Source organism: Algihabitans albus (genome assembly GCF_003572205.1).
GTDB classification, from domain to species: Bacteria; Pseudomonadota; Alphaproteobacteria; order Kiloniellales; family DSM-21159; genus Algihabitans; species Algihabitans albus.
Map to the genome: position 1 here is coordinate 335,366 of NZ_QXNY01000003.1, position 13,544 is coordinate 348,909.

Genomic DNA, 13,544 nt, shown 5'->3' on the forward strand with positions numbered 1-13,544 from the left:
CTCACCCTTTCACCGCGCCGAGCGACAGTCCCTCGACGAGATAGCGTTGCGCGTAGATCGCAAGTGCGAGGGTCGGCGCGATCGACAGGACGATGGCGGCGGCGATCTGCCCGAACTGAATGCCCGAGGCGGTCACGAACGCGAGCGCGCCAACCGTGACGGGCTGCTTATCCGCCGAACCGAGCACGAGAGCGAAAACGAAGTTGTTCCAGGCGAAAATGAATGCCAGCAACCCAGCGGCGGCGATGCCCGGTCCCGCCAGCGGCAGGGCGATCTTGCGGAAGGTCGCGAACCAGGAATGGCCGGCGATGCGATAGGCGTACTCCACGTCCGCCGGAATGTCCTCGAAGTAGCCGCGCACGATCCAGAGAATCAGAGGCAGGCAGATCAGTTGGTAAACCCAGATCAAGCCAATGTAGGTATCGGCCAGCCCGACATCCTGAAAGTAGAGCGCCAGCGGCAGAACCACGAGAAGCGGCGGCGCGAAGCGAAACGACAGCAGGGTGAAGGCAATGTCCTCCGATCCCCGGAACTTATGACGTGCAAAGGCATAGGCGGCCGGAACGCCGAGCAACAATGCCACCGCAACCGATGAGACAGAGAGGATCACCGAGTTCTTCAGGTTCTGCATGAAGGAGATGTCGAGGGTTCCGGCCGCCGTCTCGAGCCGGCCCGTCAGCAGGGCCACGTAGTTGGATAGGGTCGGAACGAAAGCCATCGAGGGTGGATTGCGCAGAATCGTCTCGTTCGTCTGGAACGACATCAGGAGAATCCAGAAGATCGGGAAGATGAAGAACAAGACGACTGCCGTGATCGCAATACCGCGCAGGACCCGTTCCAAAATCGAGGTGTGTTCCATCGCTCAAGCCTCTCCGTGGGTGCGCTCGCGCAACCGCAGCCAATTCTTGATGAACAGGTTGGAGATGGCGAAGGTGATCGCCCAGAGAATCAGCAACAGCGCAGCCGAACGGCCAACGTTGGTCGACTGGAAGAAGTTCAGGTAGGCCTCGACCTGAAACACCATCAGCGTGTCACCGGGGCCGCCTTGAGTCATGGCATAGACGATGTCGAATTGCTGGATCGATTCGAGCACACGGAAGAGCGCGGCCGTCAGGATGTAGGGCGTGAGCATCGGCAGGGTGATGCGCAGGAAGACGAAGCTGCGCGGCACGCCGTCGAGCGCCGCCGCTTCGAAAGGTTGGCGTGGCAGGCTGCGCAACCCGGCCAGAAGCAGGATCATGATGAAGGGCGTATAGACCCAAGTGTCGACCAGGACGACCGTCAGCAGGGCCGTATCTGGTGAGGAGGCCCAGCGAAAGTCCTCGAAACCGAGCAAAGAAACGAAGTAGCTGAGGATCCCGAAATTCGGGTTGGTCATCAGCTTCCACATCAGAGCCGCCAGCGCGGGCGCCGTCATCAGCGGTAGCAAGAGCATGATCGAGACGAAATTGTTGAGCCGCGTCCGCTTCTGCAGCAACAACGCGATTCCCAGGCCAAGCAAAAGCTGCAGGCCCACGGTCAGAATCGTATAGGAGAGCGAGACCTGAAGCGTGTTCCAGAAACTGGGATCGGTCAGCAGCTGCCAGTAGGTCTCGCCCCAATTCATCTCCCGTGCCCAAGGCTGGCTCAAGCGATAACGCTGAAGCGAGTAGTAGACGGCAGTGAAGAAGGGGATGAGAATCCCAATGCACACCAGCAACGCAGGCAGGCTCAACAGATAGGGTAAGGCGCGCGCACCGATCCGGAATCGGCGGCGCGTCAGACTGTCCAACTCGGCGGTTGCGGCCATGGGGGCGTCCGTCGCTAGGCGGCTGTATGATGGCTCAGGGCTGGGCCGACGGCGGCACCGTGCCGCCCTGTCAGGCGGCACGGTGCGCGGGACCTCAACCCAGGCCAGCCTCGGCGAGCTGCCTGTCGACGCTGTCCGCCAGGCGGTCCAACCCCTCGTCGACCCCCATCTGACCGGCCACCATCTCCTGCAAGGCGGCCGCCCATTCGGTGGTGAGATCGAAGAACAGGGGTTGGGGCGTGAAGTAGATCTGAGCGCCCGGCGCCGAGGCTTCGTATTGAGTCACATAACCGGGATAGGAGCCCTCCATGCGCGCCCGGAACATCTCGTCCGACCAAACCGACTGACGCACCGGGTTGACGAAATCCTTCTCGCGCGCGCCCACCAGTGCATGCTCGGCACCCGAGGCCCACTGCAGGAAGTACCAGGCAGCGTCCGGGTTCCTGGAGAAGGACGACATCGCGAGCGACCAGATCCAGACGTTGGGTGTCGGCACCTGCGCCGCCGGGTTGGCGGCAAAGGGCGCATACCCCAAGTTGCCGGCCTCGGCGTTGTCGCCGCCGTTCATGAAGAAGCCCAGGATGTCGGCGTCGTAGATCATGGCCGAGGCGCCGGCCCCCAGGTCGCTTCCGACCTGATACCAAGTGTAGGTCGACCAGTTCCTGGGCCCGCTGTCCTGGATCATCTGGACCCACTGAGCATGAAAGGCCTTGGATTCCGGGGTGTTCATCGCCGCCGAGAGCTGACCCTCCGCGGAGACGCTGAGATCCTTTTGTCCGAAGTTGGCGTAGGCCGACAGGAAACCCGGATGGATCGTGGCCCAGGAGCGCGAGCCGCGTACGCCGATGCCGTAAGCGCCATCGATGTCGCGGTTGAGCTTCGCCGCAGCCTCGGCCAGTTGATCCATGTTCTCCGGCGGAGTGACACCGGCTCGGTCGAACATCACGCGGTTGTAGGAGAGGTTGTTCAGCTCGAAACCCCAGGGGATACACCACTGCTTGGCGCCCTCTCCTCCCAAGGCATCGCCGGGGCGTCCGCTCCAGGCCGTGGACGCTCGCAAACCGGGTAGCACGTCCTCCCAGGCGTAAGCCGGTGCGGTCTTCTCCGGATCCTGAATCCACTCGGCCAAGTCGGTGCACCAGCCGGCTGGGCCATAGGTCCAGGTCATGTAGGCGCCGGTCATGAAAGCGTCGTACTCGCTGGAGCGCGAGGCGAGCGCCGCCGTCACCTTGTCGAAGTAGACGTCCTCCGGGAACACATCGTAGGCGACCTCCATGCCGGTGAGGGACTTGAAGCTCTCCAGATTGGCGATCATCGCGTCAGTGTAGGGATGCTTGTTCAGCAGCAGCTTGACGCCACTGCCGCTGTGACGCTTCCAGTCGAAATCCTGCGCCAAAGCTTGCGTGGTGGCCTTGTTGATCAGAAGATCGGCCGTCGCCGCGGTCACACCGAGCGCGGCGAGACCACGCAAAAGGCCTCGCCGGCTGACCCGTCCGCGGACGAAGGCATCCACAAGGTCTTTTTCTTTCTCGTACATCGTCTTTCCTCCCTAAGGGTCGTTTGCACCAGCGGTTTTTTTCCGCTTCTTCCGGTCGTCCTTGCCGCTGTCCCGCACCAATCGGTCCGCTGTCGCTTCGTCGGTGATCAGGCCAGTGAAGAGTCCGCTTGCGAGGGCGGCATTGAGCGCCGCGACCTTCTGCGCGCCTCCGGCAACTGCGTAGACCTCGCGTCCGCGCAGGGTTTCGAGATCCGGCGCCATGACCCGTCCGTCATAGGGCGTCGAGATCGAGCGGCCGTCAGAGTCCAGGAACTGCCCCAAGACTTCGGCACAAGCACCTTGCCGGCGCAGTTCGCGCAGGGAGGTCTCGGAATCGAAGACGTTGGCGTGTGCGACGCTGCCCGACATGTCGACGGCGCCGATGCCCAGGATACAGACCGTCGCCGCCTCGATCGTCTTCATGATCTCCACCAAGCCGGCCTGCGCCAACATGATGTTGCGGTCCTCCGGCGTGTTCACGAACATGGGCGCCGGCATCAAGTAGGCTTCGGCACCGGTCTTCTCGGCCAGGCGGTGGATCACGTCGTAGGGATTGGCCGCGAACTTGCGAGTCAGACCGCCCAGGATCGAAACGAAGCGAGCACCGCCAGCCTCATACAGCGGCATCATGTCGACCATCGAAGCCATGGTGCGGCCATGACCGACACCGATCACCTCGTGATCGCGACGTTCAAGCAAACCCATGAGAAAGGAAGCGCCGGCTAATCCGAGTGCGCGCAGCGGAATCGGTCCGGTTTCGCCGAGATCGGGAACGACCGTGCAGTTCGCGAGGCCGTAGCGTTGCGTCAGCGTGGTTTCCAGCGAAATGCAGGTCGAGACTTCGGCGTCGACGAACACCCGCACCAAACCATCCTTCGCGGCGCGGGCGATCATGCGATGAGCCCGCGTCGTAGGAATGCCGAAGCGAGCGGCAATGGCGCTTTGCGTCATACCGCCAGCGTAATGCAGCCAAGCCGCACGTGCCGCGAGATCGCTGTCCTCAACCGGCTCCCTGGCCGTTCTGGCCGCCTTGCGCAAAGACCCTTCCTCCCGCATCACCATACGTTGTGGTGAATTATTTTTCGTTGAACGCAATTTTTTCCATGTTGCGCTTTGGTGTCAAGCGCCTCTCATGGATGCTCACGCTGGGTCACAGAGATAATCGACGACCGTCGAAGCCCAAGCCTTTGCAGAGCGGCCTCTTCGATCGGTCGGCCGATCTGCGCAGGCACTTCGCTCAGCGCTTTGGCAAGCTTGCGTGGTAAGCGGCGGCCTGGCGGCCGGAGAGCGAGTCCCAGGCCGCACGAGCAGCCGGGTCGGGCGCGACGGTGATGCCGCTGCGGCTCATGGTTTCGGCCGCCGCAGCGAAGTCGACGAACCAACCTAGTCCCACAGCTGCCGACATGGCGGCCCCCAAAGACGAGGCTTCGAGGCTCTCGCTCAGCACGATCGGCAGGCCGGTGGCATCGGCGATCATCTGAACCCAAAGGGCGCTGTTCGCTCCGCCGCCAACCGCCAGGATGCGCTCAGGCGCCAAACCGTCGTCCGCCATCGCCGCTACGCAGCGCGCGGTCTCCAGGGTCAGAGCCTCCAGCGAGGCCCGATAGAGATGCCCGATTCCGTGACCGGCTCCGAGTCCGAGAAAGCCGGCTCGTGCCTTCGGATTCCAATGGGGGTCCATGACGCCGGACAGGTAAGGGCAAACGGTAACGCCTTCCGATCCCACGGGAATCGCGGTGGCGGCCGCCTCCAGTCGCGCAAAGACGCCGGGGTCGTCGCGACCGCCCGCGAAGGTGTCGACGAACCAGTTGACGAAGAAGGCGCCGGCGCGTTGACAGCCCTCTAGAAAATACCCCTGGCCGGTGGGCGACGTCATGGTGCGCCAGGCGCAACCGATGCGGGGAGTCGGCGACCAGGCGCCGGTGATGATGGCAGTTCCGAGGTTGAGATAGACGATCCCGCGCCGGACGGCATCGACGCCGAGGCCGGCGCACTGGCCGTCTCCGCCCGCGGCGAAAACCGGGGTTCCGGGCAGCAGGCCCGTCTCGCGGGCCGCCGCAGGGTTGACAGCACCGATCCGACTGCCCGGCTGCGCCAGTGCGGCAAAGCGATTCTCGGACAGATCGAGCTGCGCCAAAACCGCTTCGGACCAGGTCTTGGCCTCGATGTCGAACAGGCCGAAGGGATCGGCGCTGGTCCAGCTCGCGGTCGGGCGCCCGGTCAGACGCCCGGTCAGAAACCCATGGACGTCGAGAATACCCGCAGCCTTCAAAGCCTCCGGCTCATGCCGGCGCAGCCAGCTCAAGCGGTAGACAACCGGCGTGATGTCCGGCGGCTTGCCGCTCGTCGCGTGCAAACGCTCGGCACCAAAGGCGGCTGTCAACAACGGGATCTCATCGATCGCCCGCTCGTCGAGCCAGACAATCGCGGGTCGGGTCGCCTTCAGATCCTCGTCGACAAAGGCGACGGTCTCACGCTGGTTTGAGATCGCCAAGCCGGCGATCCGAGCCGGTTCCACCGCAGACGTCAACTCATGCAAGGAGGTGCAGGCCGCGCGCCACCAGTCCTCGATATCCTGCTCTGCGAAACCGGGCGCAGGTGTCGCCATGGGAATTGGCGCACGCCCCTCTGCGACCGCCTCTCCGCCACGGGTCCAGGCGACCGCCTTGGTCGACTGTGTGGAGCTGTCGAGTCCGACAATCAGGTCGCCGCTCATGAGTCCTCGCCAAGAAGCCTTGCCGCCGTATCGGCGTCGGTCACCAGATGCGTCGCATAGCCACCAGCCAGAACCGCCCGGATCGCTTTGATCTTCGCGGCCCCGCCGGCAGCGCAAACCCGGATGGGAATCGCGGGAAGCTCCTCCAGTGTCATACCGATCTGCCGCCCGCTGAGCGGGCCATCCACCTCCCTGCCGTCGGCATCGAGGAAGCGACCGATCAGGATCGCCAAACTGCCTGCGGCGAGATAACTGTCAACGACGGAAGCCGGCAAGAAATCCGTGTCGGACCAGACTGTCTCCGGCCCCAGTTCACCGACACCGAAGACCGTGAGATCGGCCGCGCGCAATCGTTCGAAGTGACGCCGCAAGCCCGGCTCGGCCAGCAGCGCGTCGCAAATTTCTTTGTTGGTCACCACCGCAGGCGCATGAAAGTTCTGGCAGCGCGCCCCAAGCCGCCCGGCAAAAAGGGCCGTGCAAGCCTCGGGGGAGGATGCGTCGTCTCCGAGCGAACTGCCAGAGACCTGAACGATCTTGGTATGGGACAAGGTCATCTGCGGCAGCGCTTGAGCCACCTCCAGCATGGTGCGGCCCCAGGCAACGCCAATCGTTCTGTCGTCGACCAGCCAGGGAGAGAGCATCTGCGCCGCAGCACGCCCGATACGTCGGCGCAGTCGCACCGCTTGCGCCTCCGGATCGCCGCACTCCGGTTCGGGCGGCGTGACACAGGCGCCGATCAGCCCGAACCGCTCCGCAAGTGCCTGACCTTGCTGCACTTTGCCCAGCAGATTGGGGCTCAGACTGATGGTCACGAGACCGCGTCGGCGCGCTTCCGCCAGATAGTTGGCGACCGAGGCACGCGAGACGCCGAGCGCGCCAGCAACCTCGTTTTGCGTCAGCGCCTCGCCGTAGTAGAGCCAGGCCGCCCAAGCCAGAGCATCGCCGCCGAACTCGGGTGGCGTCTCGATCGCCGGATCGCCGGAAGAGGTCGAGCGCAAGGTCATACAGTCCGTCACCATGGCCATTGGCAAATGTCAAGCGCCACCGGAAATCGTCATTGACAGCCCTCGGGTCGCTCGGCATCGTGCAATTGTCAAGGAGGATTAGAATATGTCGGCCGAAGCGCCGCAACCTATTAGAGCGGCTCCAAACAAAGCGGATCATCTGCAGCCCGCCGGCGGCTGGACCGCACTGATCGACGACTTCGTCGCGGGTCGCTGGATCAGTCCTCTGACCGGCCTGCCGGCGCCGCGTCCGGCCACTCAGTCCCTCGCCATTTCCGAGAGCTTGAACGGATGCGAGGCCGAACTTGTCGGCGCCTTGGGGGTCGACGGCAGGCTGGCGGTCGTCGCGGACGAAAACACCTGGGAAGCCCTGGGCCGCCGCGTTGCCGTGGCACTCGGAGCCGACGACAGGGCGGTTGTCCTAGGTCCGAGGCCGCACGCCGACCTGCCGAGCGCCGAAGCTCTGAAGGACAAGTTGACGGAAGTCGAGCACGTCGTCGCCGTCGGGTCGGGTACGATCAACGATCTCTGCAAGTACGTGACCGCGCAGGACGGACGCAGCTGCTCGGTCTTTGCAACGGCGGCCTCGATGGATGGCTACACCTCCTCCACCGCCTCGATGGCGCTACCCTCCGGATTGAAGATCTCCTTGCCGGCCCACGCGCCGAAGGGAGCTTTCTTTGACCTGGAGGTCATCGCGGCGGCGCCGCCGCGAATGGCGGCGGCAGGCTTCGGCGACTGCCTCTGTTCCTCCGTTGCCCGGATCGACTGGTGGATGTCCCATCGCCTGCTCGACAGCTTCTTCATGGAAGAGCCCTACCTCGTCGCGGCAGAGAACGACAAGGAGATGGCCGCTCGGGTCGAAGGCATAGGCCGCGGCGAGGTGGAGGCGGTCGGATATCTGGTCCGCGCCCTGGTTCTATCAGGACTGGGCGTTGCACTGACCAAGGTCTCGAATCACGGCTCAATGGGCGAGCATCAGATTTCCCACTACATCGACTGCTTCGCAGGGAAGCGCCATCCCGGCACGCTGCACGGTCAGCAGGTCGGCGTCGCCAGCCTGACCATGGCGCGCATTCAGGCGGAGATTCTATGTCGAGACAGGCCGCCGGAACTGGCGCCGACACGGATCGACGAATCTGACATGGCCCGACGCATGGGCCTCTCCATCGCAACCGAGTGCGCGCGGGAGTATCGCAAAAAGGCGCTCGACGCCGATGCTGTGGAGGCCTTCAATAGACGCTTGGCGGAGCTGTGGCCGAGCCTGCGCGCCGAATGTTTGGCAGTTTCCGTACCGGTCACGCAGATGAAGGCCGAGTTGGAGGCTGCCGGCGGCGCGACGACCGCCGCAGAGCTGGGCCTGGACCCCGCTTTCTATCGCGAGGCCGTGCGACATGCCCACGAAATGCGGAACCGCTTTTCCTTCGCGGATATCGCCTGCGATGCGGGTTTACTCGACGACTTGGCGGCGGCGGAAGGCTAGGGCCATGACAGAACGAAACGACCGAGACGCCGAAAGGATCATCTTATGAAGAAGGCCGAGAGGGAGCTGCGGCGCGAGATCATTGCGCGCTGCAAGGAGATGAACGTGAACGGCATCAACCAGGGCACATCCGGCAACATTTCGGCCCGCTTCGAAGACCGGATGCTCGTCTCGCCTTCGGCAACGCCCTACGACGCCTTGGAGCCGGACATGATCGCCTCAATGGCGCTCGAAGATACTTCGGGCGCCTGGGAGGGACCGCTCAAACCCTCCACAGAGTGGCGCTTCCACCATGCGCTACTGCGAGAGCGAGACGACGCGCACGCGGTCGTGCATGCCCATCCGACCTACTGCACGACCCTGGCCATCGCCCGACGGGAGATTCCCGCCTGCCACTACATGATCGCCGCCTTCGGCGGCAATAACGTGCGCTGTGCGGGCTATGCTCGTTTCGGGACGGAGGAATTGTCCGCCATGGCGGTCGAAGCCATGCGCGACCGTACGGCTTGTCTACTGGCCAACCACGGCATGATCGCGATCGGAGACACCTTGGCAAAGGCGATGTGGCGAGCCGTCGAGTTGGAGACGATCGCGCGGCAATACTACCTCAGCCTTCAGATGGAGCGTGGTGTCATCCTGACGGATCGAGAAGTCGACGAGACCATCGCCGCCTTCAAGGGTTACGGTCTGCAGGACGATGCGGAGCGCCCGAAGAGCAAGCGGCAGAGAAGCCAGGCGAAAAGCAAGACGGCCGCATGATGAGAAACGTCGCATGAGCAGAAACGTGTCAGCCGCGACCGGGCAGCACGCACTTCTTGTGCGCCACCCCGGCTGGCTGCGCCTTCTGCTGCGTCCCTTCTCCGGAGACACACCCTTTCCCTGGCTGGCACCGCTGATCGCGATGCTGCTGCTCTTCACGATCTATCCGCTGATCTACAATATCTGGCTGTCCTTCCACGAGTACGCGCCTTTCCGGCGGCAGCTTGAATTTGTCGGTCTCGATAACTGGCGGACCCTATGGCAGGACACCCGCTTCTGGGGTTCGCTCGGCGTCACCTTCACCTACTTCTTCATCGTCCTGAGCGTTCAAGTGGCGCTGGGGATGGCGATCGCCCTGCTGCTCGACAGCGACGAACCGGGCTTTGGCCTGCTGCGGGCCTTGCTGACCCTGACACTCGTCGTTCCGCCAGCAATTACCGGCATGATGTTTCTGCTCATGCAGGACCCCGAGTTCGGAGTCATCACCTACATCCTGGAGTCGATCGGCCTGCTCGATGGCACGAGGCCGATCCTCTCCACCAGCTCGACCGCATTGATCGGGGTGATGCTGGCCGACATATGGCAGTGGACTCCCTTCATGGTGCTGATCTTCCTGGCCGGCTTGCGGTCGCTGCCGCCGGAGCCCTTCGAGGCGGCGATGCTCGACGGCGCGTCGCCCTTTCAGATCTTCCGCCGGATCACCTTGCCGCTGATGTCCAAGGTCATCGCGGTCGCCGTGCTGATCCGCGGCATCGATGTCTTCCGAATGTTCGACTACGTCTTCGTCATGACCTCGGGCGGGCCAGGGACGTCGACCTATGTCCTGAGCCTCTACGCCTGGCAACAGACTTTCAGCTTCGTGAAGTGGGGCTATGGCGCGACCATCAGTCTGGTCAGCCTCACCATCATCCTCATTATCGCAAATCTCTTCATCAAGCTTGCGAAGGTGCGCTGGTGATCGTTCAGTCGACATACCGCCGCCGCTGGCGGATCGCAGCCGCCTGGAGCGTAGTCGCGCTCTTCGTATTCCCGCTCTACTACTGGACGACGACGGCTTTCAAGAATGCCCGGGATATCTTCGACAGACCGCCGACCGTCTGGCTTTTCGACCCGACCTTGAAGAACTTCGAAGAGGTCTTCGGCATCTCGTTGGGCTTCCTGCGCCAGCAGGAAGTTCTGCCGGGCGGTGGCAACTTCTACATGGCACCGCGCCTTTGGGACTCGATCGTGGTCGCGATCGGCTCGACGATGCTCTCCGTCATGATCGCCACCTTCGCGGCCTATGCGCTCAGCCGCCTGGCTTTCCGTGGCCGTCACCTGTTCGTCAGCTGGGTGCTCTCGACTCGGATGATGCCGCCGGTCGCCGTCGCGATCCCCCTGTTCTTCATCTACAAGGACGTCGGGCTGCTGGACAGCTACAGCGGCATCATCCTGATCCACGCTGTCATGAACCTGCCTTTGGCGGTTCTGCTGATGAAGAGTTTCTTCGACGACATTCCCAAGGAGATCGACGAGAGCGCGATCATCGACGGCGCCTCCCGCTGGCTGATCTTCCGTCGCGTCATCTTGCCGATGGCGAAGGGCGGCATCGCCGCAACGGCCGTGCTCTGCTTCATTTTCTCCTGGACGGAGTTCGTCTTCGTCCTGACCCTGACGCAGACGGGGCTGAAAACCGTGCCCGTCGTCTCTTCGAGCTTCGTCACCTCGACTGGGACGGCCTGGGGCAACATGGCCGCCCTCGGCGCCGCAGCCATGGTGCCCGCCTTCATCTTCATTCTTCTTGTTCAAAAACAACTGGTCCGCGGCCTGACCCTCGGCTCGTTGAAACAATAATCGCCATGGGACAATGGCACTCATCAACTGGGAGGAAACACCAATGCGAGACAGCGATAGGAAACGTTACGTAGCCCGCCTGACTGATCGTTACGTCCGGCGCGAAATCAGCCGCCGCGACTTCCTGCGCGACGCCAGCCACCTCGGCCTCGGGATCGGCGCCCTCGGACTCGGAATGACAAGGCCCTTCGGCGGCAAACCGGCCTTCGCACAGAGCGAGGAACTGCGGCCGAACCAGGAAGTGCTCGATTGGGTGCGCGACGTCTCCACGCCCTTCCGCGGCACGACGCTCAAACTCGCCACCGAGTCGACGCCGCCGTCGAACGCCATCAACAGTCAGCTTAAGCCCTTCTTCGAAGAAGCCTCGGGCATGAGAGTCGAGATCGAAGTGCTGCCGCTGGAGCAGGTCCTGCAGAAGCTGACGCTCGACATCGCCAGCCAGCTCGGGACTTACGATCTCTACTACATCGACCAATCCTGGGCTGCCTTCACGGCGCAAGACGTCTTCGATCCGCGCGAGCAGATGGCGGATAAACCCGACCTCGCCATGCCCGACTGGAATTTCGACGATTTCCTGCCGGCCCTGGTCGACGGCATCGCCCGCTACGAGGACCGGATGGTCGGCGTGCCCTACGACATACCCATCTTCATCATGATGTACCGCCGCGATATCTGGGAGGAGATGGGCTTCGCAGCGCCTTCGTCGCTGGAAGAGTACTACGAGCAGGCGAAGGCGGTCACCGAAGCCGGCGAGCTCTACGGCGCGACCGGCCAGATGAAATCCGGCCACTACAGCCTGGAGTGCGACTGGACAGCCTGGCTCTGGGGCCACGGCGGATCGATCTTCGACGCGGACGGCAAGTTTGCCGGCCACGACGAGCGCGGCCTCGAGGCAATGGAGTACTGGCGCCGGCTCTACGAGACCATGCCCCCTGGCGTGACCGGTTGGACATGGGACGGACAGGGTCAGTCGATTGCGCAGGGCGTGGCGGCCTCCATGATGAGCTGGGGCGAGTTCTTCCCCTACTTCGACGATCCCAGCGCCACCAAAGTCTCGGGACTGATGGAGGCGGTGCGCTGCCCGCCGCCCAAGCATCCGTTGCGCACAGTCGAACAGACGGGCTTCGGTGAGATCCCCGGCGTCGGCCACCAGGGCGGTTCGTCGCTCGCGGTTTCGCAGAACTCGAAGAATCCGGATGCCGCTTGGATCTTCATGCAGTGGGCCACCAGCTACGATACGCAGGTACTCATCACCGCCCTGGGCGGTGGCACCGGCCCAACCCGCGGTTCGGTTTATGACGATCCGCGTATCATCGCAAACCGCCGGGTGGGACCGGGCACGACCCGCCACCTCGATGTCGTGCGCGAGACCATCGCAAACGACATGGGGTCCGAGCCGGATCTGCCGGAGTGGGCCGAACTGGCGAACGATACGATCCCGGTACGTCTCGGCAAATACTTCGCCGGGGACTACGGCTCGGCTAAGGAGGCGATGGATGACGTCGCCCAGGCCGTCGACCGGATCGTCGGCGGCTAAGCGTTCGGAGGGAGCCGCAGGAACGCCGCCGCTGCCGGACGGCGGACCGACTGGAGTAGTGAGCCGCGCGGAGCCGGTTGCAACCGGCTCCGCGCGCCCCCCCTTCGCCCGACACAAGCGGGAAAGAAAGCCGAAATGACAGACAAACCCCTCGTGGCGATCACCGGTGCCTCGTCGGGCATTGGAGAGGCCACCGCCCGGGCCTTTTCAGCCGACGGGCACCCGCTGCTGCTGATGGCGCGCCGTCTCGACCGGATGGAGGCTCTGAACCTGCCGAATGCGATCTGCCGCCAAGTCGACGTCTGCGACCGCGCCGCCATCGCCGCGGCCGTCGCGGAAGCCGAAGCGCAGTTCGGACCGGTCGACATGATGTTCGCCAATGCGGGCATCGCACGACTGGCCGACATCGGCCGTCAGGACCCGGCCGAGTGGGACGAGATGATCGACATCAATACGAAGGGCGTGATGAACAGCGTTCACGCCGTGATGGCCGGCATGATCGCGCGTCGCGGCGGCACGCTGGTCATGATGAGCTCGATCGCCGGGCGCAAGGTTTACCCCGATCACACAGTTTATTGCGGCACCAAGTTCTTCGTGCATGCCGTTTCGGAATCCCTGCGCGCCTATCTCTCGGTGCACGATGTGCGTGTCCTCGTCGTCTCGCCCGGGGTGATCGAAACGGAAGTGCTGAATTCGGTCACCGATGAACGAACTCTTGCGGATTACAAAGCCAACAAAGCCAAGATGGGCGGCGGCATCGGCGCTGATATCGTGGCTCAGCTTATCCTCGACGCATACCGTCTACCGCAGAATACGCTCGTGCAGGAGATCTGTCTTACGCCGACACGCCAAGTCTACTAGACAGACTTTTCAAAGGAACCGCTTC

12 protein-coding genes are annotated in these 13,544 nt (G+C 63.5%); 6 read left to right on the forward strand and 6 right to left on the reverse strand.

Features of this window, described 5'->3' with window-relative positions; translation table 11 throughout:
- Position 1: 1 nt before the first annotated feature.
- The 6 genes from DBZ32_RS08250 to DBZ32_RS08275 all read right to left on the reverse strand — a co-directional run bounded on the left by DBZ32_RS08250 (position 2) and on the right by DBZ32_RS08275 (position 7,046).
- The gene (locus DBZ32_RS08250; protein ID WP_119166661.1) at positions 2-859 is read right to left on the reverse strand and encodes a carbohydrate ABC transporter permease; all 858 of its coding nucleotides are present in this window, start codon (positions 857-859) and stop codon (positions 2-4) included.
- Between the two features lie 3 nt (positions 860-862).
- Complete coding sequence (locus DBZ32_RS08255) at positions 863-1,789, reverse strand: carbohydrate ABC transporter permease (protein ID WP_119166662.1); 927 nt, start codon at positions 1,787-1,789, stop codon at positions 863-865.
- Between the two features lie 94 nt (positions 1,790-1,883).
- Positions 1,884-3,326 (reverse strand): extracellular solute-binding protein, encoded by a 1,443-nt coding sequence (locus tag DBZ32_RS08260; RefSeq protein ID WP_119166663.1) that lies wholly within the window; start codon positions 3,324-3,326, stop codon positions 1,884-1,886.
- Positions 3,327-3,338: 12 nt separating this feature from the next.
- Complete coding sequence (locus DBZ32_RS08265) at positions 3,339-4,388, reverse strand: sugar-binding transcriptional regulator (protein WP_208539154.1); 1,050 nt, start codon at positions 4,386-4,388, stop codon at positions 3,339-3,341.
- A gap of 175 nt (positions 4,389-4,563) precedes the next feature.
- Positions 4,564-6,042 (reverse strand): xylulokinase, encoded by a 1,479-nt coding sequence (locus tag DBZ32_RS08270; RefSeq protein ID WP_119166664.1) that lies wholly within the window; start codon positions 6,040-6,042, stop codon positions 4,564-4,566.
- On the reverse strand, positions 6,039-7,046 hold the full coding sequence (locus DBZ32_RS08275; protein WP_162906634.1) for a sugar-binding transcriptional regulator: 1,008 nt from the start codon (positions 7,044-7,046) through the stop codon (positions 6,039-6,041). The genes DBZ32_RS08270 and DBZ32_RS08275 overlap by 4 nt, the downstream gene beginning before the upstream one ends.
- Positions 7,047-7,152: 106 nt before the next feature.
- On the opposite strand from DBZ32_RS08275, the gene DBZ32_RS08280 reads away from it, so the two are divergent.
- From DBZ32_RS08280 to DBZ32_RS08305, 6 genes are all read left to right on the forward strand, one after another.
- Entirely contained in the window at positions 7,153-8,529 is a 1,377-nt protein-coding gene (locus tag DBZ32_RS08280) for an iron-containing alcohol dehydrogenase (RefSeq protein WP_119166666.1), read from the forward strand.
- A 45-nt stretch (positions 8,530-8,574) separates the two neighbouring features.
- Positions 8,575-9,288, forward strand: coding sequence for a class II aldolase/adducin family protein (locus DBZ32_RS08285; RefSeq protein WP_119166667.1), 714 nt, complete (start codon positions 8,575-8,577; stop codon positions 9,286-9,288).
- A gap of 13 nt (positions 9,289-9,301) precedes the next feature.
- Positions 9,302-10,246: a carbohydrate ABC transporter permease gene (locus DBZ32_RS08290; RefSeq protein ID WP_119166668.1), complete on the forward strand. Its 945-nt coding sequence runs from the start codon at positions 9,302-9,304 to the stop codon at positions 10,244-10,246.
- On the forward strand, positions 10,243-11,121 hold the full coding sequence (locus DBZ32_RS08295; protein ID WP_208539155.1) for a carbohydrate ABC transporter permease: 879 nt from the start codon (positions 10,243-10,245) through the stop codon (positions 11,119-11,121). Before DBZ32_RS08290 ends, DBZ32_RS08295 begins: the two co-directional genes overlap by 4 nt.
- A 43-nt stretch (positions 11,122-11,164) precedes the next feature.
- The gene (locus DBZ32_RS08300) at positions 11,165-12,658 is read left to right on the forward strand and encodes an ABC transporter substrate-binding protein (protein ID WP_119166669.1); all 1,494 of its coding nucleotides are present in this window, start codon (positions 11,165-11,167) and stop codon (positions 12,656-12,658) included.
- Between the two features lie 135 nt (positions 12,659-12,793).
- A complete protein-coding gene (locus DBZ32_RS08305; RefSeq protein ID WP_119166670.1) occupies positions 12,794-13,519 on the forward strand; it encodes an SDR family oxidoreductase in 726 nt (241 codons plus the stop codon).
- Positions 13,520-13,544 lie beyond the last annotated feature (25 nt).

Coding starts and splice junctions, on each gene's coding strand:
- DBZ32_RS08305 (WP_119166670.1), top strand. CDS start 12,794: ATGACAGACAAACCCCTCGTGGCGATCACCGGTGCCTCGTCGGGCATT.
- DBZ32_RS08290 (WP_119166668.1), top strand. CDS start 9,302: ATGAGCAGAAACGTGTCAGCCGCGACCGGGCAGCACGCACTTCTTGTG.
- DBZ32_RS08270 (WP_119166664.1), bottom strand. CDS start 6,042: ATGAGCGGCGACCTGATTGTCGGACTCGACAGCTCCACACAGTCGACC.
- DBZ32_RS08275 (WP_162906634.1), bottom strand. CDS start 7,046: ATGACCTTGCGCTCGACCTCTTCCGGCGATCCGGCGATCGAGACGCCA.
- DBZ32_RS08250 (WP_119166661.1), bottom strand. CDS start 859: ATGGAACACACCTCGATTTTGGAACGGGTCCTGCGCGGTATTGCGATC.
- DBZ32_RS08280 (WP_119166666.1), top strand. CDS start 7,153: ATGTCGGCCGAAGCGCCGCAACCTATTAGAGCGGCTCCAAACAAAGCG.
- DBZ32_RS08285 (WP_119166667.1), top strand. CDS start 8,575: ATGAAGAAGGCCGAGAGGGAGCTGCGGCGCGAGATCATTGCGCGCTGC.
- DBZ32_RS08260 (WP_119166663.1), bottom strand. CDS start 3,326: ATGTACGAGAAAGAAAAAGACCTTGTGGATGCCTTCGTCCGCGGACGG.
- DBZ32_RS08300 (WP_119166669.1), top strand. CDS start 11,165: ATGCGAGACAGCGATAGGAAACGTTACGTAGCCCGCCTGACTGATCGT.
- DBZ32_RS08255 (WP_119166662.1), bottom strand. CDS start 1,789: ATGGCCGCAACCGCCGAGTTGGACAGTCTGACGCGCCGCCGATTCCGG.
- DBZ32_RS08265 (WP_208539154.1), bottom strand. CDS start 4,388: ATGGTGATGCGGGAGGAAGGGTCTTTGCGCAAGGCGGCCAGAACGGCC.